We start from the raw sequence: 25,108 nt of genomic DNA, 5'->3' as shown, positions 1-25,108 counted from the left end.
GGCGCAGCTTGTGGCGCTGCTACCGTTCGCGACGTGTACGAATACCACGGCTGGGTGACCATCGCCGCGACCACGAGCGGCGACGACGACGCTGCTCTGCTGGAGCGCCTCGTCGATCGTGTCCACCGAGCCGTGCGTGACGCCGGCACGCTGGACCTCGTCGACCTCCGCTGGAGCGCGGGCATGCCGATGCTGCACCTCGGCGGTCTGGACAAGCACGGCGGCGCGATCGCGCCCGAGCTGCTGGAGACGTTCACGCGCGTCGGTGAGCTGGCGCCCGGCTCCTACGGGCTGCTGCACGTGTGGGACGACCAGGATCCCGACCACGACAACGAGTTCCGCGTGTTCCGCATGGCGCGCGGGGTCGTCTGCGAGCACGCCGACGCGCACTTGACGCCGGTCGCCCCGACCGTGCTGGACGTCTACGAGCTGTAGGACTGTGCTGTAGCTAAAACGGCACGAACGGCCCCTTCGCGCTTGTGGCACAAAGGGGCCGTTCGCTTTTTCTGCCCGCGGGAGGGCGTCGTGGAGACAGGCGTCAGTGGTGGTGCTGCCCCGTCTGCGGGCGGCTGCCTGGCTCCTGGCGCGGCGGCTTCTGGTCCGTGCCCGGGAACACCGGGGCGGGCAGGTTCGCGGCCTCGTAGCGCGACAGCGTGAGCGGGCCCGAGGTGTCGGGCAGCGTCGGCGGCTGCGCCTTGTGGTCGTTGAAGCGGAACGCCGAGGTCAGGTCACCGAAGGTCTTGCGGCGCCAGTCGGAGATGTTCGTCTCGCGCACGCCGGTGACCTGCTCGAGGAACTGCAGCGTCGACGTGTGGTCGAACGGCTCGCTGCACACCCAGCCACCCGCGGTCCACGGCGAGATCACGATCGCCGGCACGCGGTAGCCCGCGCCGACCGCGAGGCCGTTGCCCTTGGTGCCGCCGTGCGAGGTGCCGTTGACGAACTCGTGCGGGGTGCCGGCGGGCGGCATCGGCGGGACGACGTGGTCGAACAGGCCGTCGTTCTCGTCGTAGTTGAGGATGAACACGGTCTTGGCCCACACGTCCGGGTTGGACGCGATGGCGTCGATCTTCGAGGCGACGAACGCCGCGCCCTCGGCGGGCGTGTAGTTCGGGTGCTCCGAGGCCGTGGAGGTGCAGATGATCCACGAGACGGTGGGCAGCTTGTCGTTGCGCGCGTCGTACTCGAACTGGCCCTCGGGGCGGTGGGTCAGGCCGTTGACGGCGAGCGGCGAGTCGGCCGGCGCGTTCTTGAAGTTGGCGAAGTTCTCGAGCATGTTGCAGCCGTAGGTGTCGCTCTGCTCGTAGACCTTCCAGCTCACGCCCGCGGCCTGGAGGCGCTCCGCGTACGTGGTCCAGGTGTAGCCGCCGGCGGGGGCGGTGTTGTCGAGGATGGGGCCGCCGTTCTCGCCGTCGGGGTCGACGGTGCCGGTCATCCACATCATGCGGTTGGGCCACGTCGGGCCGAGCACCGAGCAGAAGTAGCTGTCGCACACGGTGAACGACTCGGCGAGCGCGAACTGGAACGGCAGGTCGGCGCGCGTGTGGTAGCCCATCACGTACGGGCCGTTCTTGCCGTCGGCCTTGCGGTGGGCGGGGAGCCAGTTGTCCATCTTGCCGCCGTTGAGGGCGTCGTGCTGGACCTGCCAGGCGTGGGAGGTCGAGGGGATCTTCTGGGCGTTGGTGGCGTGCGTGTCGAGGTGGAACGGCAGTGCGTAGCCGGCGGGGTTCTCGGCGTCGGGCTGGTAGAACACGGACTTGCCGTTCGGCAGCTTCGCCGCGTGCGGGTCGCCGAACCCGCGGACGCCGCGCATGGTGCCGAAGTAGTGGTCGAACGACCGGTTTTCCTGCATCAGCAGCACAACGTGCTCGATGTCCTTGATCGAGCCGTGCTTGGGCGCCCCCTGGGCGAGCGCTTTCTGCACACTCGGCGGCAACAACGTGGCGGCCGCCGCGGCGGCGGCCGCCCCGGCGGTGGATCCGAGAAGACGGCGACGAGTCAGTTCGGTCATGGGTGACACCCTGCAGCTACGCCGTCACCCAAAAAGGTGGTTATCTGGGAACGAGTGACTAACACATGATGAAAACAACTTCCGAACCGGTCTTACGGGCCGAGTCACCACTTTGGCTGGTAGACAAGTTACGCCGCACGGCGGATTGCTTCGGCCTGCCCCACGGCCTTGCCTCCCGCTAGCCCGGCGCTAACCCCCCGCTTGCCTTCGACCGCGCCGTCCGGCTCGCGTTTCGGTGTTGCGGGGTCGCCTGAGTGGGTGGTTTGCGGGTGCCGCTGGGACGCACCCCGATCATCGATTGTCACGGACGGTCAAAGCTGCGGATCGAGGAGCTGGGAGGGGTCTGGGCGGTCCCACGCCCTACGTTGTCGGCCGTCTGCCGCCTGGGTGGAGTCGCCGCCCCTTGGCCGGATGGTCGGCCGCTGTGCTCGACCTCCGCGCGTGCCCGCCGGTCTACGACCTCACCCGCGCCCCGCAAGCCGGCGGCGCAGCTGTCTCACCACTCAACTCGCCGGCGCAGCGCGCCTCGCCCCGGTAACTGGGCGGCGCAGCTGTCTCACCACTCAACTCGCCGGCGCAGCGCGCCTCGCCCCGGTAACTGGGCGGCGCAGCTGTCTCACCACTCAACTCGCCGGCGCAGCGCGCCTCGCCCCGGTAACTGGGCGGCGCAGCTGTCTCACCACTCAACTCGCCGGCGCAGCGCGCCTCGCCCCCGGTAACTGGGCGGCGCAGCTGTCTCACCACTCAACTCGCCGGCGCAGCGCGCCTCGCCCCCGGTAACTGGGCGGCGCAGCTGTCTCACCACTCAACTCGCCGGCGCAGCGCGCCTCGCCCCGGTAACTGGGCGGCGCAGCTGTCTCACCACTCAACTCGCCGGCGCAGCGCGCCTCGCCCCGGTCACTGGGCGGCGCAGGTCTCTCACCACTCAACTCACCCGCGCAACACATCTCACCCGCACCTAAACAACGCATCTGTCCCACCACGAGCACTGCGCCCCGCGCAGTAGCTCCCCAACCCAGCCATGCAGGAATGGTCACCGATGGCACCGTGGGGGTCCGGGGGCTCGGCCCCCGGGAGATATGGCGAGGGCCACCGGGTCTGCGCATTCCGCAGACACAGTGGCCCCTGGACCGAGCGGATGACGGGATTCGAACCCGCGACCCTCACCTTGGCAAGGTGATGCGCTACCAGCTGCGCTACATCCGCGTTGACCGCTTGTTGCTCGGTGTTGGCGTAACTCTATACCGGGGGGTGAGAGCCACTTTCGGGGGGTCCGTCTTGGCCCGGCCCGGCCTGTGACGTGCTTCGACTCGGTGCTTCGTTGTCACATCGGGCGTACAAGGGGTGACGACGGGCATTTCGCTCCGTATGGTGTCCCCATTCGACCGAGTGGTGAGTCCTTCGGGGGAGGAGGTGCCTTGCCGGATGACCGAGCTGGGCACGGCGCCGCCACCAGCGGCCTCGGAATCCGACGAGCGGGCACTTCTTCAGCGGCTCCGCAATGGGGAAGACGCCGCGTTCGGGGAGCTGTTCGAGCTCCACGCCGCGGCGGTGCGCAGATTGGCGCAGAGCCTCGCGTCGGACAGTTCCGAGGCCGAGGACATCACGGCGGAGACGTTCTTCCGGGTTCTGCAGGCGCTGCGGCGCGGCGCGGGCCCGCGTGACTACGTCCGCGCGTATCTGCTGACCGTCGCCCGCCGGGTGTCGTGGGAGTGGCACGGGGCGCGCCGCGACGTGCCGGTGACCGACGACGAGCTGACGTTCCGTGCCGGCGCGGGTGCCGACACCAACGCGCGCACCGCCGAGCACACGCTGATCACCACGGCGTTCACCAGCTTGCCCGAGCGCTGGCGCACGGTGTTGTGGCAGACCGAGGTCGAGGGCGAGCAGCCGGCCATGGTCGCGCCGCATTTCGGGCTTTCGGCCAACGCGACGGCGGCGCTCGCCCGCCGCGCTCGCCAAGGTCTCAGGGCGGCCTACCTGCAGGCGCATCTTTCGGTGAACCGTGGGCCGGAGACGTGCCGCTCGGTCGTCGAGAAGATGGGCGGCTTCACTGCCGGCAGCGTCACGGGTGCCGAAGCCGAGCGGATCAAGGCGCACCTGCTGGGGTGCGCTTCGTGTCGCGCGACGCAGGACGAGCTGCGCGACGTCTGTTCTTCGCTGCGGGCGCACGCCGAGGTGATCGTGGTCGCGGTGCCCGCGCTGGTGGGCATCGGCAAAACAACGGGTGTGGTCACCGCCGTGAAGAGCGTGCTGTTCGGCTCGAAGGTGAAGGTGGGCCTTGCGCTCGCGTCGACGGCCGCCGCGGGCGTCGCCGGGTTCACGACCGGTCCGCTCGTGTTCGGTTCGCACCCGGTGCAGGACGTCGGGCTCCAGGGTGGCGCGCCGGAGCTGGCGTTGCAGCCGCCCGCGCCGCCGGCTCAGCAGCCGCCGCCGCAGGTGCAGCACCCCCCGCGCGTGGTGACCGGCCAGTTGCACGGCGCGGCGCGGCCGCAGCACCCGTCGACCCACACCATTGGCTCGCACCTGGGCACCAACGACGTGCCGAAGTTCCCGGGCGGGCCCGTCGCCGGAGCCGGTGCCGGTGCCGGGCAGCCGTCCGACGGTTCGGCGCGGGACGACCTGCCGGCAGGTGGCCCGTCGCAGTCCCCGATGTCGAGCGAGAACTCCACGGACTCGCGCGCGGACACCGAGCCGGACCTGACGTCGTCGGGCGACCCGTGCGACGACCCGACGATCGACGGCCCGTACAGCACCACGCGGACCTCGTACCCGCCGTCGTTCGTGCCGCCGCCGTCGTTCACCTACGTGCCGCCGCCCGAGACCTACCTGCCGCCGACGGTCACGACCACGCCGACGCCGGGCGACACCGTTCCGGAGAAGCCCGGTTCGAGCGCGAAGTCCACGCCGACCAAGTCCACGCAGTCCGAATCGGAGTCCCTCACGCGGTCCGACACCGATACGGCGTCCCAGGACTCGGGAGACGTGACCCCCTCGGATGTCACCGGTTCGGCCGATTCCGATTCACCGCCGGCTCCCTGAGCAGCGAAAACCGGGCAAACCTCACGCCACGCTCCGTGACCACCTCGCGCTGACAGGCGCCGTCACGGTAGCGTTGACCGACTCGAGCGTCGCCCGGGAGGCAACAGGATGAACCGGCTGGTGCGCGGCGAAGACGGCCGCGACTGGGTGGTCCGAGCCCAGATGGAGTGGCGTGCGCCCGCCACCGCGGACGATTTCGAACACGACGTGGCCGGCAGCTACACGCCGGGCATCGCCATGCTCCTGGTCACCGCGTTCCTGGCCGTGGTGCTCGTGATCTGGACGCCGGACCAGGTGCGCGTGCCGGCGTGGGTGTTCCTCGCGATCCTGCTGGTGCTGCTGTTCTTCCCGTTGCGCTGGATCCTGCGGCGGCCGTGGACGGTCGTGGCCGAGACCGAGGGCGACGTGGCGGGCGATCGGCCCTCGGAGCGCTGGGTCGGCACGATCCGGGGCATGTTCACGGTGTCGGGCGAGGTCAAGCGGATCACGAAGACGATCCAGAAGCACTCGCTGCCCGATTTCGACGGTCCCCTGCACCCGGTCGAATAACGGCACCTGGCCGATTCGGGCAGCACGAGCAAGACTGGTGCCATGCCCGAGCTGCCCGAGGTCGAAGCACTGGCCCACCACCTGCGCGAACACGCCGTGGGCTCCACGGTGTTCCGGCTCGACGTCGCCTCGCTCAGCGTCCTGAAGACGGCCGTGCCGCCCTACACCGAGCTGCACGGCCGCGAAATCACCGGCGCCACCCGCCACGGTAAGCACCTCGACGTGGTCCTCGGTGACCTGCACCTCGTCGTCCACTTGGCGCGCGCCGGCTGGCTGCGCTGGTACGACCAGCTTTCGCCGACGCCGTTGAAGCCCGGCAAGGGCCCGATCTCGCTGCGCGTGCACCTCAACGCAGCGGCCGGCCCGGGCTTCGACCTCACCGAGGCCGGCACGAAGAAGGGCCTCGCCGTCTGGATCGTCCACGACCCGAGCGAGATCCCGAGCGTCGCCCGCCTGGGGCCGGACGCGTTGTCGCTCGACGCGTCGCAGCTGCGCGAGCTGTTCGCCGGGAAGGGCACGCGGCTCAAGTGGGCGCTCACCGACCAGTCGCTCATCGCCGGCATCGGCAACGCCTACTCCGACGAGATCATGCACAAGGCCAAGCTTTCGCCCTACGCCACCGTCGGCAAGCTCGACGAGGGCGCGCTGGAGACGCTGGCCGCCGCCATCCACGACATCGAGTCCGACGCCGTGCAGCGCTCCGTCGGCCAGAAAGCCGCGATGCTCAAGGGCGAGAAGCGCTCGGGCCTGCGCGTGCACGCCCGCACCGGCCTGCCCTGCCCGGTCTGCGGCGACACCATCCGCGAGATCTCCTTCGCCGACAAGTCCTTCCAGTACTGCCCCACCTGCCAGACGGGCGGCAAACCCCTGGCCGACCGCCGGATGTCGCGGCTGCTCAAGTAACACCGGGCCCCGGCTTCGCGAACCCCCGCACGACGGGTCCGTTCGCGCCGGGAGAGCGCTGGGCCGAACGGGAAAAAACCAGGCCGTCGTCCGTCGCAGGGAGTGACCATGCGGCCTTGGCACGCCGCTCGGTAGGGTTCAGCCACCCTCGGTCGTCACAACTGGACAGAAAGTGGGGAGCAAGCCTTGCACCCGGTCGGTCGAGCGCAGAGCATGGACGTCGTGTCCGCCTTCCCCCTCGCGCAGGTCGTCCCGTGGACGCTGGCCGGTGTGCTCGCGGTCATCGTTCTCGTGCTGCTCTTCAAGGTGCGCCGGCCCAAAGGCGTGATCCAGGACGCCGTGCTGCAGGCCGTGCACCGGATGTCGAAGGCCACGCCGAACCTGCGCGCCGGCCTCGACGAGGAGGCCGCCAACCGCATGACGGCCGAGCTGCTCGAAGTGCTCGACTGCCTCGCCGTGGGGATCACCGACAGTGAGGGCACGCTCCTGTCCTGGGCCGGCGAGGCCACCGACCACTACCTCGACCTCGTCGACGACATCGGCACCGCGCTGCGCAAGCACCGCCGCGCCGTCGCCGACCACAACAAGATGCCGTGCAACCACCGCGGCACCTGCAAGATGAAAACCGCTGCCATCGTGCCGATCCTGGTCGAGGGCACGGCGGAGGCCACGCTGATCGTCGTCGGGCGCACGCGCGGCAAGCTCGTGCAGATGGCCGAGGCCGTGGCGCAGTTCGTCTGCACGCAGTTCGAGCTGGCCCGCCTCGAGGAGTCGCGCAACCAGCTGAACCAGGCCGAGATCAAGGCCCTGCGCGCGCAGATCTCGCCGCACTTCGTCTACAACGCGCTGAACACGATCTCCGCCCTCATCCGCACGGACCCCGAAGAGGCGCGCGAGCTGCTTCAGGACTTCGCCGACTTCACGCGCTACTCGTTCCGCACCTCCGGCATGTACACCACGCTGGCCGAGGAGCTGCGCAACATCGACCGCTACCTCACGATCGAGAACGCCAGCTTCGGCGGCCGCCTCGAGGTGCGCATGAAGATCGCGCCCGAGGTGCTGAGCGTGGTCGTGCCGTTCCTGATCATCCAGCCGCTGGTGGAGAACGCGGTGAAACACGGCCTGGCCAGCAAGCCCAGCGGCGGCTGCGTCACCGTGATCGCGCAGGACTACGGCACCGAGGCCCTGATCAGCGTCGAGGACGACGGCATCGGCATGGACCCGCGCGCGCTCACCGACCTGAAGAACGCGCACCGCACCGGCGCACACGTCGGCCTCGGCAACATCAACCAGCGCATGCGCCAGGTGTTTGGCGAGGACTACGCGCTCACCGTCGACACCGCGCCCGGCGCGGGCATGAAGGTGACGCTGCGGGTGCCGAAGTTCAAGCTCGGCGTGCGGCCGAACATGCCCGACTACTCGGCCGACGTGCCGTCGCAGGGCGGGCCCGAGGACGACGAGGTCGAGCACAACGGTGTGAACGGATCGCGTTCGGGCATGCTGCCCGCCCACTGACATGGCTAGCCTGGCGGCATGAGCGTTACCGAAAAGCTGACGTCCCGCCTGCCCGTGCTCGGCGACCGCGTCGAGCGCAAGGACGTGGTCGCAGTGGTGAAGCTGCACGGCGTGATCACGCCTTCGCCTTCGCCGCTGGCGCGCGGCTCGATCAACCTGGCGACCGTCGAGTCGGCGCTGACCAGGGCGTTCGGCCACGACCGGCTCAAGGCGGTGGCGTTGCTGATCAACTCGCCGGGCGGCGCGCCGACGCAGTCGGGCCTGGTCGCGGAGCGCATCCGCCAGCTGGCCGACGAGAAGAACGTGCCCGTGCTGGCCTTCGCCGAGGACGTCGCGGCGTCCGGCGGCTACTGGCTCGCGTGCGCGGCCGACGAGATCTTCGCCCACCGCACGTCGATGGTCGGCTCCATCGGCGTGATCAGCGGCGGCTTCGGGTTCACCGGCCTGCTGGAGCGCTTCGGCATCGAGCGCCGGCTGCACACGGCGGGCGCGAACAAGTCGCGGCTCGACCCGTTCAGCCCGGAGAAGCCCGAGGACGTCGAGTGGCTCAAGAAGATGCACAGCCAGCTCCACGAGCTGTTCGTCGACTGGGTCAAGGAGCGCCGCGGCGGCCGGCTCACCGACACCGACGACCTGTTCACCGGTGACGTCTGGCTCGGGCAGAAGGCGATGGACCTCGGGCTGATCGACGGTCTCGGCTCGCTGCGCCAGATCGTCACCGAGCGGTATCCGGACGCCGAGATCTTCGTAGCGGAGCCGAAGAAGCCGCTGCTGGCCCGGCTCGGGATCGGCGCGCCCGCGGCGGCGAGCGCGGTGCTCGACGCGGTGACCACCAAGGCCGCGTGGGCCCGCTTCGGTTTGTGACCGCCGGACACCCGTGCGGCGTCCGGTACTCGCCCGGTTGGCCGTACCGACGTGCCACGCTGTCCCGCGCCGTGCCGCGCCCGTGACCAGGAATGGGGCAAAGGGGGCGTCGGCTTTCCCCGACGGGCGGATGAGCGGGACGGGGCTGGACATTGCACTCGGCAATCGGCAGGATGCGACTCACTGTGAGTGCTCATGAAGACACCCGGAAACTCATCGTCCTGGCAGTGGACGACGAGGTCAACGGCCTTGACGAACTGATTCACGGCCTGAAGAACAACCCGCACATCCACCGCGTCTTCAAGGCGCTGGACGCCTCCGACGCGCTGCGGTTGTTCTCCCACGACGACCCCGAGCTGGTCGCCCGGCGCGCCCAGGGTCTGCCGACGGTCGACGCCGTGTTCGCCGACATCGACATGCCCGGCCTGTCCGGTATGGAGATGTCGCGCGTGATCGCGGCGATGAACCCGTCGCCGATCCTGGTGTTCGTCACGGGCCACGCCGAGGAAGCGGTGAACGCGTTCGACCTCGGTGCCGTCGACTACGTGCTCAAGCCGTTTCAGCGGGACCGCCTCGACCGGGCCGTCTCGCGCGTGCGCGAGAAGCTGGCCGCGGCCGCGTCGCCGCCGCCAGGGCAGCGCGCGGGGGAGCCGGTGAAGAACGACGACGAGGTGATTCCCGTCGAGCTCGCCGGCACCACCAAGCTCATCCCGCGTTCGTCGGTGCGCTGGGTGGAGGCCCAGGGCGACTACGCGCGGCTGTTCACCACCGAGGGCAGCCACCTGGTGCGCATCCCGCTGGCCCAGCTCGAGGAACGCTGGGAGAAGGCCGGTTTCGTGCGCATCCACCGCTCGTTTCTGGTCGCGTTGCCGCTGATCACGGAGCTGCGGATGGGCCAGGGCGGCTACCAGGTCGTGATCGGCAACGAGGAGAAGGTGCTGCCGGTCAGTCGCCGGCACACGCGGGCGCTGAAGGACCGGCTCGTCGGCTCCGGCCGCGGCGGCTGAGCCCGTGTCCGTGCCCGACGACCCGTACCACCGCCTGGCCAACGGGGTCCGCGAACCGGACCCGACGCTGGGCCGCGTGCCCGAGGACAGCGCGGTCGTGGAGCCGGTGCCGCCGGCGCCCGAACCGCTGCGCCCGGCCGAGCCCGCGCACGAGAAGCCGAAGCGCCAGCGCGTGGTCCTGGCCGACCCGCGCCAGTCGGCGGGCCGGATGCGGGCGCGCGTCGAGCTGGAGGAGCAGACCAGCTGGGGCAAGCTGCTGGTCCGCGACCTGGTGAAGGTGCAGCTGCGCACGGCCGTGCTGCTCGCGTTGCTCGTGCTGCTGGTGCTCGGCGCGATGCCGGTGCTGTTCTACCTGCTGCCCGCCGTCGCGCGGTTCACGGTGATCGGCATCCCGATCCCGTGGCTCGTGCTCGGGCTGCTGCCGTTCCCGTTCCTGTTCGCGGTGGGCCTTTGGTACAACCGGCTCGCCGAGCGTCACGAGCGCGACTTCGTGGACATGATCGAAAACTGACCGCCGCGGACGGGAAAGCCCCGGTGGCGGGGCATCACCGGCCCGCGGGCTCGTGCGAGGATTCCAGCCGTGCAGCTGAACCCGTGGGCGTTGACCGGCATCGTGCTGGTCGCCCTCGCGACGTACTACCTCGGGTACCGCTCGTCGCGTTCGGCCACCAGCACACACGATTTCCTCGTCGCCAGGCGAACGGTCCGTTCGCGCCGCAACGCCGCGGCCATCTCGGGTGAGTACCTGTCGGCGGCGTCGTTCCTCGGCGTCGCGGGCATCGTGCTCAAGGAAGGCGCCGACGCCACCTGGTATCCGATCGGCTTCACCGCCGGTTACCTCGCGCTGATGCTGTTCGTCGCCGCGCCGCTGCGCCGCTCGGGTGCGTACACGCTGCCGGACTTCGTGGAGATGCGCCTCGGTTCGCTGGGGCTGCGCCGCTTCGCGACGGCGTTCGTGGTGTTCATCGGCATCCTCTACATGGTCCCGCAGCTGCAGGGTGCGGGGCTCACGCTCGCGTCGGTCCTGCCCGTGCCCGCGTGGGTGGGCGCGGTCGTGGTCACGGTGCTGGTCGGGATCAACGTGATCGCCGGCGGCATGCGCGCGATCACGGTGGTCCAGGCCTTCCAGTACTGGCTCAAGCTGTTCGCGATCTCCGTGCCGACTTTCGTGCTGTGCATGGTGTTCTTCTCCGGCGGCGGCCCCGGCGGCGTGCGCTCGCTCGGCTCGCCGGCCCCGCCCGTGTTCACCCAGGACACCACGGTTTCGGTCCAGACCGACGTGACGGTGAAGGTCACCACCGAGACCTACTTCTACGCCGACGGCCGCATCGACGGCGGCCCCGCCCGCGGTGTGGCGCGCTGGTCGCCGCTGATCCCGCACACGGTCGAGAAGGGCACCACGCTCAAGTTCGCCGCGGGCACGCCGGTGCCGGTGATCAGCGACGCGCCGGCGACCAACGACGCGTGGCTGCACCCCGCGTCCGGCAAGATCACCGACCTGCTGCAGACGTATTCGCTGATCTTCGCGCTGTTCCTCGGCACCATGGGCCTGCCCCACGTGCTGGTGCGCTTCTACACCAACCCCGACGGCAAGGCCGCGCGCCGCACGACCGTCCACGTGCTGTTGCTGCTGGGACTGTTCTACCTGTTCCCGACGATGCTGGGCGCGCTGTCGCGGATGTACGTGCCGCAGCTGCTCGTCACCGGCAACACCGACGCGGCCGTGCTGATGCTGCCGTCGGCGATGGTGCCGGGCGTGGCGGGCCAGATCCTCGCGGCGATCGTGGCGGCGGGCGCGTTCGCGGCGTTCCTGTCGAGCTCGTCGGGGCTGCTGGTGAGCGTGGCCGGCGTGGTGTCCACGGACCTGCTTCCGGGGCGGGTCAAGGACTTCAGGGTGGGTACGGCCATCGTCGCGCTGTGTCCGCTCGGCCTCGCGTTCCTGCTGCGCACGGAGGACATCTCGCTGTCGATCGGGCTGACGTTCGCGTTGGCGGCCTCGACGTTCAGCCCGCTGCTGCTGCTCGGCATCTGGTGGCGCAAGCTCAGCTGGCCGGGCGCGCTGGCGGGCATGCTGGTCGGCGGCGGGCTGGTGCTGGCCGCGCTGGGCGTCGACATCGCGGCGGGCTACGCGAGCTTCGAAGCGCCTTGGTACACGAGCCAGCCGGGCCTGATCTCGGTGCCGGCGGCGTTCCTCACGACGTACGTGGTCAGTCGCCTGACCCGCTACGGGCGCCCGGAGCTGGTCAACGACATCATGCTGCGCCTGCACGCCCCCGACCCGCTCGGCCTCATGCGGGACCGGGCCGTCGCGCGGTTCGGCCAGGCGGAGGACAAGGCGCGCGCCGGGCGGGGCCGGCACCGCAAGTAGGTCACTCGCGGTTACTCCGTAATCACCCGATTCGACGAGGTCGCATCAGCCTTTCCGGGGCGCAAGATCTTCGTGTCGGTTGTGTGGGTGTTTGTCGGGAAGGGGCGCCGTGGAACGCACCGAAGCGGACGTCGACTGGGAGCACGTGCAGGCGACGCCCGAGTTCCAGCAGCTGCGCCGGCGCCGGCGCCGGTTCGTGTTCCCGATGTCGGCGGCATTCCTGGCCTGGTACCTGCTCTACGTGCTCCTGGCCGACTACGCGCACGCGTTCATGAGCGCGCGCCTGTGGGGCAACATCACCGTGGGCCTGGTGCTGGGCCTGGCGCAGTTCCTCACGACGCTCGTCATCACCGCGCTGTATGTGCGCTTCGCGAACCGCAAGCTGGATCCCCTGGCCGCGGAGCTGCGCGCCGAGTACGGGGGCTAGCGTCTGGTTCCTCACACGCGTACAACGCCTGGACATGGGAGCATGGAACTGTGGTGAGCCCCGCTGAACTGCCGACCGCCGAGGTCCGTGACCTGCCGAAGGACGGCGTCCCCCTGCTCGACGTCCGCGAGGACGACGAGTGGGCCGCCGGCCACGCGCCCGGCGCCGTCCACATCCCGCTCGGCGAGCTGCCCGCGCGCGTCGACGAGCTTTCCGAGCTCCCCGACGACCAGCCCGTCTACGTCATCTGCCGCAGCGGCGGCCGCTCCGCCCGCGCCACCGCCTGGCTGAACGCCAGCGGCTGGGACGCGGTCAACGTCGCCGGCGGTATGGGCGCATGGGCCCGCGAGAGCCGCCCCATGGTGAGCGAAAACGCGGGCGCCGAACCCGAGGTCATCTGACGGATGCCGCCAGCCCAGCCCCCCGTCCCCCGGGACCCGCGCACCCCACGGGCCCCCAGGGCGGCGCGGGCTGGCCCCAGTACCCGCCTTGGCCGGGTGAGTCGTCCCCTGACGGCTGGGTGCCGGGCTTCGGTGCGCCGGCGGCTGATGGTGGTGGTTCACCGTCGGGCGCCTCGGATCCGCGCGCGGGGGCGCCTGGCTTTGGTGCTCCGTCGGCCGGTGTTCCTGGTTCACCGGGCGCCTCGGCCCCGGACTTCGCCTCGCACGCCGGGGTGCCTTACTCCGCGCCCGGCGGCGCTGGTCCTGCTTCTTCGCACACGGCCCATGCCGGCGGGTACTCGCCGGCGGGCAGCTACCCAGCTGCTCCTGGCGCCTACCCGACCGCGGCTGGCCAGCACCCTGGATTCACCGCACCCGCACAGCAAGCCGGTGCCCAGCCGCAGTACCCGCCGTTCGCTGCCGCGGCCCGGCCGTTCACCGCGGCCCCCCAGGGCCAGGTGCAGCGAACCGCGCCGGAGCATCCGTCGCACCCGAGGCAACGTCCTCGCCTGAAGTGGGTCGCCTCGCCCCCACCCGGCTCGGTCACGCGCCGGCGCGCGGTGGCGACCACGCCGTACACCGGCCCTCCGTCCTATCCCGCCCCGCCGCGCTGGGGCTTCCCGAACCTCGTCTGGCGCCGCCCGACGACCGTGCCCGGCACCGCGTCCGGCGCGGTGCGCGCGATCGACCGCATCCCGGTCCTGGCGCAGAGCCTCAACACCATCCTGTGGACGTTCGTGTTCCTCGCGCTCGCCGCCGCAGGCTCCGAGATCTGGCGCTACGTCCTGCTGGTGCAGAGCCGCGACTCCGCGCTGAGCACGTCGGTGGTCGGCTTCTCCGACGCGTTCGTGGTCACCGTCGGCCTGCTCACCACCATTCTTTCGCTGCTCCCGGCGGGCCTGGCCGTGTGGTGGCTGCTCGTCGCCCGCCACGCCGCCGCCGACGAGGCCGGCGTCGAGCCCGCGCGGCCGGTGTGGCAGGTGCTCGTGGGCGTGCTGGTGCCGGTGGCGAACCTGCCCATGGCGCTGTCCGTGGTGGGCGAACTGGAACACGCCGTGCTCCGCCGCCCCCGCGACGAACGCCCCCGGCCCTCCCGCCTCGTCCTCATCTGGTGGGCCACCTGGCTGGCCAACTGGGTGCTCCTCGCGGTCACGATCATCTGGCGCCTGCGCCCGGGCGTCCAGGCGATGGCGGACAGCGTCGTCCTCGTCGCCCTCACCGACCTCACGGCCGCCGCCCTCGCGATCGCCACGGCCCTCGTCATCCGCCGCTTCTCCGAACTCCTGATGCCCATCGCCCCCGGCCGCCTGCGCACCCTTCGCGTCCTCAAGATCGACGGCGCCCCCGAACCGGAGCTGCGCAACGCCCGCCCGGTCGGCGCTGCCCGCTGAGCCTCGCTGGGGCTCAGCCTCAGTGCGGGGGTTCGCTGCTGCGGTTGCTGACAGACCACCGGCGCTGCTCGCTGAACCTCAACTTCGGCTGTGCCGAGCTGCGCGGAGGCAGGCCTTCGCGGCCGCGTTGAGCACGCATCGTTTGCCAGTGCTCCCGAGCCAAAATCATGCGGTCCGGCCGATCGGCGCTGCCCGGCCGAGTCGCCGCCGAGCGCGGGGCCGAGCTGCGCGGAGGCCGTCGAGCGCCTCGCCGGCCCGGTCGTCAGCGCTCCTGATCCCCGGCCCCGCCGGTTCCGGTCGGGGCTGCTCGCTGAGCCTCAGCCCAGCGCCGGTTCGAGCTGCCCGAACGCCTTCGCCGCCGCGTCGCGCACCTTGGGGACCAGGTCGTCGTCGCCGGCGTAGGTGAGGTTCCAGGTCTCGTCGAAGAGCAGGCGCAGCACTGAAGTCAGGTGGGCCGCCGCCGCGCGCGCGAGGATTTCGTCGCCGGGGGTCTCGGGCTCCAGCAGGGCGGTGACGAGCTGCTGCTCCCGGTCGAGGTGCATCTGCGTGAGCGCGGCCATCAGCGTCACGCTGCCCCGCACCATCCCGACGAACTCGATCCCCGCGAACCCCAGCAGCGCACTTCGCTCGTCGAGGGCCGCGAAGTACCCGTCGCGCACGGCCGCGAACGGTGTGCTCGAAGGCGCCTGCTGCACGAGCTTCGCCGGCCAGTCGACGAAGTCGTCGCGGATGTCGAAGACCAGGTCTTCCTTGCGTCCGAAGTGGTTGGTCACGGTCATCTTCGCGACGCGCGCGGCCTCCGCGACCTCGGCGATCGTCACCCCCTCGAACCCTCGCGCGATGAACAGCCGTGTCGCCGCGTGCGAGATGTTCTGCCTGGTCTCGAGTTTCTTCTGCTCCCTGAGGCTCACCCGGGCAGCATACTAGGTCCGACCTAAGTTTGTGCTTGACCCAATGAGTCGCCTGTACCTAATCTTAGGTCCGACCTAACCAACTCGGAAAGGGACCTCGATGACCCTGCGCCTGCTCGCCGTCCACGCCCACCCCGACGACGAATCCAGCAAGGGCGCCGCCACGCTCGCCCGCTACGCCGCCGAGGGCGTCGACGTCCTCGTGGCCACCTGCACCGGCGGCGAACGCGGCGATGTGCTCAACCCGGCGCTGGACACCCCGGCCATCCACCGGGACCTGCCCGCCATCCGCAGACGCGAGATGGCCGCCGCCGCGGAGATTCTCCGGGTGCGCCAGCAGTTCCTTGGCTACGTCGACTCCGGTCTCGAGCAGCCGCTACCCGAAGGCTGCTTCGCAAAACTGTCCATTGAGGACGCCGCCAAGCCCCTCGAAGACCTGCTCCGCGAATTCCGTCCACAGGTCGTGATCACCTACGACGAGACCGGCGGTTATCCACACCCCGACCACATCCGCACCCACGAAGTCACCCGCGCCGCCTTCGCCGCGACCGACGACGGCACTCCGCGCAAGCTCTACTACCAAGCCACCCTCAGCCGCGCGTGGTTCCAGGCCATGCACGACGCCACCCTCGCCGCCGGCCTCGAGTCACAGATGGGTCCGGTTCTCGACGAGCTCCCGCCCGACCGCCTCCGCGCCACGACCAGAATCCGCTGCGAGCAGTACTTCGACACCCGCGACCGCGCCCTCAAAGCCCACGCCACCCAGGCCGACCCGGCCCACCCGTTTTTCCACCACTCCCGCGACGTCGAACGCGCCGCCTGGCCCTGGGAGGAGTACCACCTCGTCGGCAACACCCCGGACACCCACGAAGCCGACCTCTTCGCCGGCCTCCTCTGACCGGCCGGCCCAACCCGACGGCCGACCTGCCAAGAACCGATCAAACCGTCACCGGCAACGTCCTCAACCCCCTGATCACGAACTCCGGCCGCCTCTCCGGCTCCGCCGCCAGCCGCAACCCCGGCAGCCGCGTGGAAAGCGCCGACAACGCCGCCGCGATCTCCACCCGAGCCAGCGGCGCCCCCACGCAGTAATGGATCCCCATCCCGAAACCGAGGTGCGCGTTGGGCGAGCGCCCGATGTCCAGCACGTCCGGCGATTCGAACACCCGAGGATCCCGCGCCGCCGCGCCCAGCAGCGCGCCGATCTTCGCGCCCTTCACGACGCGATACCCGGCGATCTCCACGTCCTCCGTCGCCGTGCGCTCGAACAGCTGCAGCGGCGCGTCGAACCGGATCAGTTCTTCCACAGCCGAGTCGAGCAAACTCGGGTCCGACCCAAGTCGTTCCCACTCGGATCGGTAGGTCAGCAGCGCGAGCACGCCGTTGCCGATCACGTTCACCGTCGCCTCGTGCCCCGCCATCAGGAGCAGCACGGCCGTGGCCACGACTTCGTCCGGCGTGAGCTCGCTGGCCACCAGGTCGGCGACGATCCCGCCCGGCGTCCCGCTGACCACCGAGCGCAGGTATGAGACGAAGTCGGCCGCGGCCTGCTCGGCGGCGTCGCGGCCGGCTTCGGGCAGGCCGAACTCGTACATCTTCACGATGGCGTTGCTCCACGCCACCAGCCGCGGCCCGTCCTCGACCGGAATGCCGAGCAGCTCCGCGATCACCGCCACCGGCAACGGCTGCGCGAGGTGTTCCAGCAGGTCAGCGCTGCCGTCGGCCTCGATCTTGCCCGCCAGTGTGTCCACCATGGACGAAGCGAGCCGCGCGACCATCGGCCGCAGCCGCTGCACGTGGCCGCGCCCGAACTCGCCCGCGATCACGCGCCGCAGCCGCGTGTGGGCGGGCGGTTCGTTCTCCAGCAGCGAGTTGCGGTGCAGCAGGTTGAACGACGCGAACCGCTCGAGCGGCTGCGCGTCCGTCCAGATCCGGCCCAGCCCGCGGTGGCGCAGCACGGCGGCCGACGCGGCGTGCGAAACCGTGATCGCCAGGTCGAGCCCGTCGTGGTGGTGCACCTCGCCCTCGGCGCGCAGCGCGGCGAACGCGGGGTACGGGTCGGCGAGGAAGGCGGGATCGGAAGCGTCGAACACGAGCCGACTCTACTGTGCCGATTGTTACCAATCCGACCACAGTCACGGCCGAATGGCTTCGTAGCAACGGTTACGTGCCGCGTGGGGATCGGCCTACTTTTGGCCGGATTAGTAACCCGGGCGCCCCTCGCGGCCCCCGCTTCGATAGCGTCTGGCGTCGAGCTCTGAGGAGGCTGAAGTGGGTAAGGGCGCGCGGAAGAAGGGTCCCAAGCCGGACCGCAAACCGAAGGTGCGCGACGTTTTCGTCGGGCAGCCCTTCGAAGGTCTGGCCGCGGAGCCGGAGCTGATCGCGTTGCGCGAGTTCGTGCCGTCGGCCACGGCGAAGCTCACGCTCGCCGACGGCGGTGACGTCACCCTCGGCACCGTGCTGCCCATGGCGGCCGCGGCGTTCGTCCGTTCCGACGGGCAGCGCTACCTCGGCCTGCAGGTGCAGACGCGGTCGTCGGACATCAGCCGCGACCTCGGCCGGTCGCTGCGCTGGGTGCTCGACGCGAAGCCGGGTGACGTCCTGTCCGTGCCGGACACGACCACGCCGACCGACCCGGACGAGCACAACCGCCTGCAGGACCTGCTCGCGCCCGCCGCCGAGCTGGAGCTCACGCTCCACAGCGACTTCGGCTGGTGGCTGCCCGAGGACGCGGACGCGAGCGGCGACGTCGCGGTGTCCCTCGAGCGCGCGAACGCCGCCATCATGCCCACCGAGCGCCTCGGCGCCGGTGCGTACTGGGTGCTCGCCGGCGAGAAGGCGCACCTGCGCTGGGTCCGTCCCGAACCGGAGAACCTGCTGCTGCAAGCGCTTGCGCGCCTGTCCGCGGCCGGCACGCTGGGCCTCGGTGAGGGCACGCGGTACGCGGGTTCGTTCCGCGCCCACGGCCTGCTCGTCCCGGTGTGGGATCTCGACCCCGAGGCGCACGCGCGGGAATGGGCCGAGCCCAAGGACCAGCTCGGTGCCCGGCTCGAGGAGGCGCTGAAGTCGCTCGACGCCGAGCCGCTCAACGCCGCCGAGCGCCGCGCCCGCGACGGCCTCATCGGCCGCCAGCTCACGATTCGCTAGTGAACAACGCTGTGGAAGTTCGACACCGAACTTCCACAGCGTTGATCGCAGCGCCGAAGTCACACCCGCTCACCGGGTAAACCCGTACCTCGACGCACCTTCGCGGTGGCACGATCGTCGGGGTGATCCTGCACATCTGCACCCGCGACGAGTGGGCCGCCGTCTCCGAAGACGCCGAGTACCGCGCGCCTTCGCTCGCCGAAATCGGGTTCATCCACTGCTCCGACCCCGGCACCGTCAGCGTGCCCGCGAACGCCGTCTACCCCGGCCGCACCGACCTCGTGCTGCTCGAGATCGACCCGTCGCGGGTCGACGCGCGCGTGGTCTGGGAAGCCGGCGCGCCGCCGCACCCCGACGGGATCCTCTTCCCGCACATCTACGGGCCGCTCCCGCGAAACGCTGTGGTCGCGGTACACGATTTCCCAGCAGGCGCGGACGGTTCGTTGAAGCTGCCAGTGTCACTCTCCGTGCGCGGAAACGCGTGAACTTTCACGAAAAGTAGTCGTGAGAGCTGGACAACCTGCGGGGGCTGCCATGCGTGTGGGGGATGACGAGGACGCGATGCGCGGCGATCTCATCCGGGGAGGGGGCGATTTGGTGACGGCAGCGGCACCTGTCATCTCGGGGGGAGAATCGACGTGGGTCGCGGGCGCGCGGGTGGCGGCCGAGCCCAGGGTGTTCGCCGAGTTCGGTGACTTCGTCGCGGCCAGCCTGCCCGGCTTGCTGCGCTACGGCCACGCGCTCACCGGCAACCCGCACGACGCCGCGGACCTGGTGCAGACCGTGCTCGAGAAGATCGGCTCACGCTGGTCCTACGTCCAGCAGAAGACGGGCGACCCGCTCGCGTACGTGCGGCGCTCGATGGCCAACGCGCACGTCAGCCGGTGGAGACGCACGCGCCGGGAGAACCTCGTCGCGGACCTGCCGGACACGAGCCTGTGCGCGCCGGACGACCCGTTCGAGCACGAGCCGCTGTGGCAGGCGCTGCGAAATCTGCCGCCGAGGCAACGCGCGGTGGTGGTGCTGCGTTACTACGAAGGACTGTCCGAGGCTGAGATCGCGGAAGCGCTCGGCGTCAGCCAGGGGACGGTGAAGAGCCAGGCCAGCAAGGCCATCGCTTCGTTGCGGACGAAGCTGAAGCACGGAGAAGGGAGCGAAGCGGGTTGAACGTCTCCGAGGACGAGCTCGAACAGCGGCTGCGCGCGCTCTTTTCCGACGACCGGCTCGGCGTCGCACCGCCGGCCGACGCGGCTCCGGCGATCATGGCCGGCGCGCGACGGCGTCGGCAGCGGCGCAAGGTGCTGATGTCGGCGTCCGGGGCGGTGTGCGCGCTCGCGCTGGTGTCGGGCGGGCTGGTGGTGTTCAAGTTCCAGGCCACGACCGGCACGGCCGACCTGACGGCCTCGCGGTTGACGGTGTCGAACGTGTCCGCTCCGCCGCCCGTCGCGCCGGTTGCTTCGGCATCGCCGCCGGCCGCTGAAGATCCGCCGGTCGCCCCGCCGGTCGCACCGTCGCACGTCTCGTCCGCTCCGCCGAAGCGGCATTCACCACCGCCCGCGACGCGGGGTGACGCGCCGGCGGAGGTCACGAAGGGACCGTTGCTGACGGCGGACGGTCTCGGGGTCCTGAAGCTCGGGATGACCGAGGAGCAGCTGGCCGATTCGGGCCTGACGTTGACGGCGGTCAAGGAATCGGCCGGCTGCACGTACTACGACGTCGCCGGCGAGGGCGTCTCCGCCGCGACCGCCGTGGTTTCGCCGGACGCCGGCGTGGTGGTCGTCAAGCCGGACGGCGCCGCCCACACGCCGGAGGGCGTCGGTGAGGGCTCGGCGAGGGAAGACGTGACCGCCGCGTACCCGGGAACATCCCAGGCCTCCGACGAGCTGGTGGCCCCGACCGGCGACGAGGGCGCCTACCACTTCACCCTCGCCGACGACGGCTCCGTCTCGAGCCTCGACGTCCGCTCCGCCAACCAGACCTGCGCCGGCTGAGCCCGGCGCCGACCGAGGAACCCGGGCTGTCCACAGGGGGAGAGCCCGGGTTCCTTTTTGTCCGGGGTCCTGTGGATGAGCGGGCGACTGGCCAGGTCCGACCTGGCGACGCTCAAGCACGCCCCCAGGTGGTCGGGAGCCCACAAACGACGGAGCCCGGGTTGTCCACAAGGGGACAACCCGGGCTCCGCGATGGCTGGCCTGATGGTGACAGCGCCCGCTGGCTTACCGGTTGGACCGGCAGTCTTACAGGGCGCCGCCCGCGATGGGGGGCATGCCGGCGTCGGCGGCGGACGTGCCGACGGACTCGCGGTGGAGGAACTTCTCGATCTCGTACACGTTGTCACCCGCGCGGCGCGCGACGGTGAGCAGCGTGGACATCTGGGAGATCTCCTCGACCTGCTCCTTGAGGAACCACTGCGTGAACTGCTCGCTGATGTAGTCCTCTTCGGCCCGCGCGGCCTTCGCCAGCGCGGAGATGTCGGCGGCGACCTCCTTCTCCTGCTCCAGCGCGAGCTCGAGGAGCTCGATCGCGGCGGAGAACTCGTTGCGGACGTCCTTGACGCCCGGCACCTCCACGTGGTGGTCGCGGTCGAGCATGTACTGCACGAGCGCCATCGCGTGGTTCCGCTCTTCCACCGACTGCTTGTAGAAGTGCTTTGCGAGCTGTGGCAGGTCCTCGTTGTCGAACCAGACCGCCAGCGCGATGTACTGCTGGGACGCGTGGAACTCGTTGTGGATCTGCGCCTGCAGCAGTTCGTAGAACTTCGAGCGCGGTTCTTTCTTCGTGAGGGCCATGCCAATGACAGTACGACAAATCTCGATTAATTTCCAGTTTTACCTGGTGATCTCCACCCTATTAGGGTTACCATTCCTAAAGAAATCTTCCCTTATTTTGGTTAGCCTTCCCTTAAAAGATTCCGCAATTTAGGGAAGGCTAACTTCGCTTTATATCGTGTCTCGTACGATCGGGCACGACATGCAGCGCGGGCCGCCGCGACCCGAACCCAGCTCGGATCCGGCGATGGCCAGTACCTCGATCCCGGCGTCGGCCAGGCGTTCGTTCGTCTCGAAGTTGCGCTCGTATCCGACGACGACGCCGGGGGCCAGCGCGAGGGTGTTGTTGCCGTCGTCCCATTGCTCGCGTTCGGCGGTCACCGGGTCGAGCCCGGTGTCGATCACGCGCAGGCGGTCGATGCCCATCGCCTCGGCGGCGGCGCTCAGGAACGGGGCCGGCCCCGCGACTTTCACTCCGCCGTCGCCGGTCGGACGCACGGTGAACGCGGTGAGCGAATCGCGTGCGAGCGGGTACATCACGACGGCGTCGGCTGCGACCATCGTGCACACCGTGTCCAGGTGCATCGTCGCGCGGGACTGCTCGATGGGCACGGCGAGCACGGTGTGCGCGAGGCCGTCGGCGAACACCGAGCGGGCGAGCGACTCCGCGCCCGCCGGCGTGGTGCGCTCGCCGACGCCGATGGCCAGCACGCCCGGGGCCAGCAGCATCACGTCGCCGCCCTCGATGGGCGCGGAGTGAGCGCCGTACGCGCGCGCCGCGTGGCGGAAGCGCGGGTGGTAGGCGTACACGAGGTCGAGCACGGCCGTTTCGCGCCGCCGCGCGGGCATGGTCAGCGACGAGATCGCCACGCGGTCGCCGATCCACGCCGACGAGTCGCGCGTGAACAGCAGGTTCGGCAGCGGGTCGACGGCGAACTCGTGCGGGTCGCGCATCATCCGCACCAGCGACGAGCCCTCCGACGACGGCAGCTCCTCGAACGTCATGCCCGCCATGAGGACTTCGGCGAGCGTGCTCGCGTCGACGCCGCTCAGGTGCGAGCGCAGCGAATCCGCGAGGTCGGCACCGAGGCGCAGTTCATCCACAGCCGCGTGGACGCCCGCGGTGTGCGCGCGTTGGTCCTCCAGCGCCGTGCGCAAGGTGTCCGCCAGCAGGAGCACTTCGACGCCGCGGCCGCGAAGCACTTCCGCGAACGCGTCGTGCTCTTGCTGGGCCCGGTCCACCCACGGGATGGAGTCGAAGAGGAGCTGGTCGTTGTTGCGGGGCGTCAGCCTTTTGAGCTCGTTTCCCGGCCGGTGCAGGAGAACTGCACGAAGGGGTCCGACTTCGCTGTCCACCCTGGGCGGTGCCGTCACGTCGTTCACGAGGTCGAGCCTAATGAGCGCGCGTCAGGGGAGCCAGGAAAGATGACCTTTCAGGAGTGAATATCCGACGAAAGACACCACGTCAAAAAGGGTGTGCGCGGCGACCAGTGGCCACAGCCGGTTGGTGCGCTGCCAGAGGCGGCCGAACACCAGGCCCATCACGAAGTTGCCGACGAACCCGCCGAACCCCTGGTACAGGTGGTACGAGCCGCGGAGCACCGCGGCGCCGACGAGCGAATTGTTCTCGCGCACCCCGAGCTGGCGCAGCCGCGTGAGCAGGTAGCCGATCACGAGCACCTCTTCGGCGAACGCGTTGCCGAACGCCGAGAGCGTGAGCGCGATCGGGCGCCACCACGTGTCGCCCAATGTGGACGGTTGCACCGCGAGGCTGAAGCCGAGGTGGTAGGAGAGGAAGTACAGGCCCAGCCCGGGAATCCCGATCACGGCGGCGAGGCCGAGGGTGATCAGTGCGTCGGACCCGGGGGAGCGGCGGTCGAGGCCGATGTCGCGGATCTTGAGGCCGGCGCGCCACAGCAGGTACAGGCCGAGCCCACCCCAGCCGACGAGCTGCAGGGCGTTGAGCAGCTGCTGCAGCAGGTCGAGCAGGCTGGCGGCGGCCTGCGGGACGTTGAGCTGCACTTGTTGCTGCGCCAGTGGGACCGGGCGCAACAGGGAGTCCACAAGGGACAGGAGGCTGTGCGCGCCGGAGAGGCCGAGCGTGATGCCGAACACGAGCACCAGCTCGAACTTGACGGCCCGGCGCTCCTTCTCGTCCACGATCGGGGCGGGCGAATCGGGCGGAAGGGGCAGCAGCCAGGACCTGATGCCCGATCGCTCTGTCGTGCTCATGAGCGCACGCTACCTTCGGGGTATGCCTCGGACTATCGCCACCAACACGAAGGTCGACCGCGACGCGCTGGTCGAGTTCCTCAAGCCCCGCCACCACGCGATCCTCGTCACCACCCGCGCCGACGGGCGGCCCCAGCTCTCCCCGAACACGTGCGGCGTCGACGCGGAGGGGCGGATCGTGATCGCGACCTACCCGAAGCGGGCGAAGGTCGCGAACCTCCGCCGGGATTCGAAGGTGTCCGTCTGCGTGCTGTCCGACGAGTGGAACGGCCCCTGGGTCCAGGTCGACGGCACCGCCGAGGTCCTCGACCTGCCCGACTCCGTCGAGCCGCTCGTCGACTACTTCCGCAGCATCTCCGGCGAACACCCTGACTGGGACGAGTACCGCGAAGCCATGCGGAAGCAGGGCAAGAGCCTCATCCGCATCACCATCGACCGCTGGGGTCCCATCGCCACGGGCGGCTTCCCGCCGGAACTGGCGGACGACTGAGGTTTCGCGCTTGCCGCGACCGGGCCGGCTCCACTGAGGTGGGGCCGGCCTTCGTCGTGTGCAGGCCCGGGTTGGCGCGCTCGCCGGCCGGGGGATGGCCGACGAACCATCCCTGCGGGGTGGGCCTCAGTCGGAGCGGTGCTGCTGGCGGAGAAACGGGCAGCCGACCAGCCGGCGGAGCTCGGCGGCCAGCTTGGGCGGGCTGTCGATCGACTGGGAGAACGCCAGGCGCACGTCGTGGTCGCCGGTGTCGGACTCGACGCGCAGGCGCAGGCCGTAGCGGTCGAGGCCGAGCGGGCGGATGCGCCCGTGCTGCAGGCCCGGCGGCAGGTGCTGCGCGAGCTGTTCCACGACGTCCGAGTGGTCGCTCTCCAGGTGCCGCAGCCACTCGGCCTCGTAGCTGTGGAACGGATCCGGCGGCGCCGCGCTGAACATGTGCGGCCGCAGCGAGTGCGTGCCCTCCGCGTCGGCCAGGACGAGGGACGCAGGGGTCAGGCGCAGGAGCGTCAGGCCGTGGCCGACGTCCAGGAGCCGCTCGTCCGGCCGCTGCTCGGCGATCGACACGGCGCGGGCGCGCGCCGAAACCGCCGAGAGCGGCCGGAGCCACCCGGTTATCCACAGCAGGCCGCGGATGGGTTCACGCAGCTCCACCGGGGCGTGGTCGGCGAGCTCGACCATGACGGCGAGCTCGCCGCGCTGAGTCTGCCGCGACGTGCGCACCATCGGGTGCTCGTCGGGCAGAAGGATGCTGACGCTGCCGCTGTGGTGCACGTGGTGCAGCACGGGCACCACGCGCTCGGCCTCGCAATCGGCGCGCTCGACGGTCGGCATGATCGTCGCCGGTCCGTTGCGCGTCGCGATCGTCTTGGCCCGCTCGGCGGGGTTCGGCGCGGGCGGGCGTCGGACGGATGTCGGGGCCTCGGTCACGGGTCACCTCCTACTTAGGTGAGCCTAACCTGAGTCCGGCCGAGAAGGGAAGACCCGATCCGTAACGCACCACGCACGAGTGGCGAATAGCCGGTGATCCATACCGCCAGCTGGGG

General features: G+C 70.3%; 25 protein-coding genes and 1 tRNA gene. 18 read left to right on the top strand and 8 right to left on the bottom strand.

Annotated features, from left to right (window positions below):
• Positions 1 to 33: 33 nt before the first annotated feature.
• The gene (locus QRX50_RS07440) at positions 34 to 435 is read left to right on the top strand and encodes an immunity 7 family protein (protein ID WP_285971219.1); all 402 of its coding nucleotides are present in this window, start codon (positions 34 to 36) and stop codon (positions 433 to 435) included.
• Positions 436 to 538: 103 nt separating this feature from the next.
• Here the strand turns inward: QRX50_RS07440 and QRX50_RS07435 are convergent, their stop codons facing one another.
• Positions 539 to 2,011 carry a phosphocholine-specific phospholipase C gene (locus tag QRX50_RS07435; protein WP_285971218.1) on the bottom strand — a complete coding sequence of 491 codons (1,473 nt, stop codon included), beginning with the start codon at positions 2,009 to 2,011 and terminating at the stop codon, positions 539 to 541.
• Between the two features lie 1,133 nt (positions 2,012 to 3,144).
• Positions 3,145 to 3,217: transfer RNA gene (locus QRX50_RS07430), tRNA-Gly, on the bottom strand.
• A 219-nt stretch (positions 3,218 to 3,436) separates the two neighbouring features.
• Between QRX50_RS07430 and QRX50_RS07425 the strand changes: the two genes are divergently transcribed.
• The 11 genes from QRX50_RS07425 (at position 3,437) to QRX50_RS07375 (ending at position 14,517) form a co-directional block, all read left to right on the top strand.
• A complete protein-coding gene (locus QRX50_RS07425; RefSeq protein ID WP_285971217.1) occupies positions 3,437 to 5,053 on the top strand; it encodes a sigma-70 family RNA polymerase sigma factor in 1,617 nt (538 codons plus the stop codon).
• 108 nt (positions 5,054 to 5,161) lie between these two features.
• Positions 5,162 to 5,602 (top strand): DUF983 domain-containing protein, encoded by a 441-nt coding sequence (locus QRX50_RS07420; protein WP_220245532.1) that lies wholly within the window; start codon positions 5,162 to 5,164, stop codon positions 5,600 to 5,602.
• A gap of 42 nt (positions 5,603 to 5,644) precedes the next feature.
• Positions 5,645 to 6,505 carry an Fpg/Nei family DNA glycosylase gene (locus tag QRX50_RS07415; RefSeq protein ID WP_285971216.1) on the top strand — a complete coding sequence of 287 codons (861 nt, stop codon included), beginning with the start codon at positions 5,645 to 5,647 and terminating at the stop codon, positions 6,503 to 6,505.
• Between the two features lie 213 nt (positions 6,506 to 6,718).
• Positions 6,719 to 8,020 carry a sensor histidine kinase gene (locus QRX50_RS07410; protein ID WP_285971215.1) on the top strand — a complete coding sequence of 434 codons (1,302 nt, stop codon included), beginning with the start codon at positions 6,719 to 6,721 and terminating at the stop codon, positions 8,018 to 8,020.
• 18 nt (positions 8,021 to 8,038) lie between these two features.
• Positions 8,039 to 8,884 (top strand): S49 family peptidase, encoded by an 846-nt coding sequence (locus tag QRX50_RS07405; protein WP_285971214.1) that lies wholly within the window; start codon positions 8,039 to 8,041, stop codon positions 8,882 to 8,884.
• 173 nt (positions 8,885 to 9,057) lie between these two features.
• Positions 9,058 to 9,891: a LytR/AlgR family response regulator transcription factor gene (locus QRX50_RS07400; protein WP_285971213.1), complete on the top strand. Its 834-nt coding sequence runs from the start codon at positions 9,058 to 9,060 to the stop codon at positions 9,889 to 9,891.
• Positions 9,892 to 9,901: 10 nt separating this feature from the next.
• Positions 9,902 to 10,402 (top strand): hypothetical protein, encoded by a 501-nt coding sequence (locus QRX50_RS07395; protein ID WP_220245537.1) that lies wholly within the window; start codon positions 9,902 to 9,904, stop codon positions 10,400 to 10,402.
• A gap of 69 nt (positions 10,403 to 10,471) precedes the next feature.
• Entirely contained in the window at positions 10,472 to 12,259 is a 1,788-nt protein-coding gene (locus tag QRX50_RS07390) for a sodium/solute symporter (protein ID WP_285971212.1), read from the top strand.
• A 109-nt stretch (positions 12,260 to 12,368) separates the two neighbouring features.
• The gene (locus QRX50_RS07385) at positions 12,369 to 12,686 is read left to right on the top strand and encodes a DUF485 domain-containing protein (protein WP_285971211.1); all 318 of its coding nucleotides are present in this window, start codon (positions 12,369 to 12,371) and stop codon (positions 12,684 to 12,686) included.
• Between the two features lie 50 nt (positions 12,687 to 12,736).
• Positions 12,737 to 13,087 (top strand): rhodanese-like domain-containing protein, encoded by a 351-nt coding sequence (locus QRX50_RS07380; protein ID WP_285971210.1) that lies wholly within the window; start codon positions 12,737 to 12,739, stop codon positions 13,085 to 13,087.
• Positions 13,088 to 13,584: 497 nt separating this feature from the next.
• A complete protein-coding gene (locus QRX50_RS07375) occupies positions 13,585 to 14,517 on the top strand; it encodes a DUF4328 domain-containing protein (protein WP_285974388.1) in 933 nt (310 codons plus the stop codon).
• Between the two features lie 317 nt (positions 14,518 to 14,834).
• Here the strand turns inward: QRX50_RS07375 and QRX50_RS07370 are convergent, their stop codons facing one another.
• Positions 14,835 to 15,428, bottom strand: a complete 594-nt coding sequence (locus QRX50_RS07370) for a TetR/AcrR family transcriptional regulator (protein WP_285971209.1) — start codon at positions 15,426 to 15,428, stop codon at positions 14,835 to 14,837.
• A 100-nt stretch (positions 15,429 to 15,528) separates the two neighbouring features.
• Here QRX50_RS07370 and mca point away from each other — a divergent pair, with 100 nt between their 5' ends.
• Positions 15,529 to 16,326 (top strand): mycothiol conjugate amidase Mca, encoded by a 798-nt coding sequence (mca, locus tag QRX50_RS07365; protein WP_285971208.1) that lies wholly within the window; start codon positions 15,529 to 15,531, stop codon positions 16,324 to 16,326.
• 40 nt (positions 16,327 to 16,366) lie between these two features.
• Here mca and QRX50_RS07360 read toward each other — a convergent pair whose 3' ends face one another.
• Positions 16,367 to 17,521, bottom strand: coding sequence for a cytochrome P450 (locus QRX50_RS07360; protein ID WP_285971207.1), 1,155 nt, complete (start codon positions 17,519 to 17,521; stop codon positions 16,367 to 16,369).
• Positions 17,522 to 17,699: 178 nt separating this feature from the next.
• On the opposite strand from QRX50_RS07360, the gene QRX50_RS07355 reads away from it, so the two are divergent.
• From QRX50_RS07355 to QRX50_RS07340, 4 genes are all read left to right on the top strand, one after another.
• The gene (locus tag QRX50_RS07355) at positions 17,700 to 18,575 is read left to right on the top strand and encodes a DUF5926 family protein (RefSeq protein WP_285971206.1); all 876 of its coding nucleotides are present in this window, start codon (positions 17,700 to 17,702) and stop codon (positions 18,573 to 18,575) included.
• Positions 18,576 to 18,697: 122 nt separating this feature from the next.
• Positions 18,698 to 19,060 (top strand): DUF952 domain-containing protein, encoded by a 363-nt coding sequence (locus QRX50_RS07350; protein WP_285971205.1) that lies wholly within the window; start codon positions 18,698 to 18,700, stop codon positions 19,058 to 19,060.
• Positions 19,061 to 19,172: 112 nt separating this feature from the next.
• On the top strand, positions 19,173 to 19,742 hold the full coding sequence (locus QRX50_RS07345) for a SigE family RNA polymerase sigma factor (protein WP_434533326.1): 570 nt from the start codon (positions 19,173 to 19,175) through the stop codon (positions 19,740 to 19,742).
• Positions 19,739 to 20,566 (top strand): hypothetical protein, encoded by an 828-nt coding sequence (locus QRX50_RS07340; protein WP_285971203.1) that lies wholly within the window; start codon positions 19,739 to 19,741, stop codon positions 20,564 to 20,566. The genes QRX50_RS07345 and QRX50_RS07340 overlap by 4 nt, the downstream gene beginning before the upstream one ends.
• 246 nt (positions 20,567 to 20,812) lie before the next feature.
• On the opposite strand, the gene QRX50_RS07335 is transcribed toward QRX50_RS07340, so the two are convergent.
• From QRX50_RS07335 to QRX50_RS07325, 3 genes are all read right to left on the bottom strand, one after another.
• Positions 20,813 to 21,364, bottom strand: coding sequence for a ferritin (locus QRX50_RS07335; protein WP_285971202.1), 552 nt, complete (start codon positions 21,362 to 21,364; stop codon positions 20,813 to 20,815).
• 150 nt (positions 21,365 to 21,514) lie between these two features.
• On the bottom strand, positions 21,515 to 22,699 hold the full coding sequence (locus QRX50_RS07330) for an arginine deiminase (protein ID WP_285974387.1): 1,185 nt from the start codon (positions 22,697 to 22,699) through the stop codon (positions 21,515 to 21,517).
• Between the two features lie 51 nt (positions 22,700 to 22,750).
• Positions 22,751 to 23,575 (bottom strand): CPBP family intramembrane glutamic endopeptidase, encoded by an 825-nt coding sequence (locus tag QRX50_RS07325; protein ID WP_285971201.1) that lies wholly within the window; start codon positions 23,573 to 23,575, stop codon positions 22,751 to 22,753.
• A 22-nt stretch (positions 23,576 to 23,597) separates the two neighbouring features.
• Here QRX50_RS07325 and QRX50_RS07320 point away from each other — a divergent pair, with 22 nt between their 5' ends.
• The gene (locus QRX50_RS07320) at positions 23,598 to 24,065 is read left to right on the top strand and encodes a PPOX class F420-dependent oxidoreductase (protein WP_285971200.1); all 468 of its coding nucleotides are present in this window, start codon (positions 23,598 to 23,600) and stop codon (positions 24,063 to 24,065) included.
• 126 nt (positions 24,066 to 24,191) lie between these two features.
• On the opposite strand, the gene QRX50_RS07315 is transcribed toward QRX50_RS07320, so the two are convergent.
• A complete protein-coding gene (locus QRX50_RS07315) occupies positions 24,192 to 24,992 on the bottom strand; it encodes a DUF2470 domain-containing protein (protein ID WP_285971199.1) in 801 nt (266 codons plus the stop codon).
• Positions 24,993 to 25,108: the final 116 nt, after the last annotated feature.

This window comes from Amycolatopsis sp. 2-15, from assembly GCF_030285625.1.
Classification (GTDB): Bacteria; Actinomycetota; Actinomycetes; order Mycobacteriales; family Pseudonocardiaceae; genus Amycolatopsis; species Amycolatopsis carbonis.
Note: the sequence above shows the minus strand (reverse complement) of the source record. Positions and strands in the feature narration are given on the sequence as shown.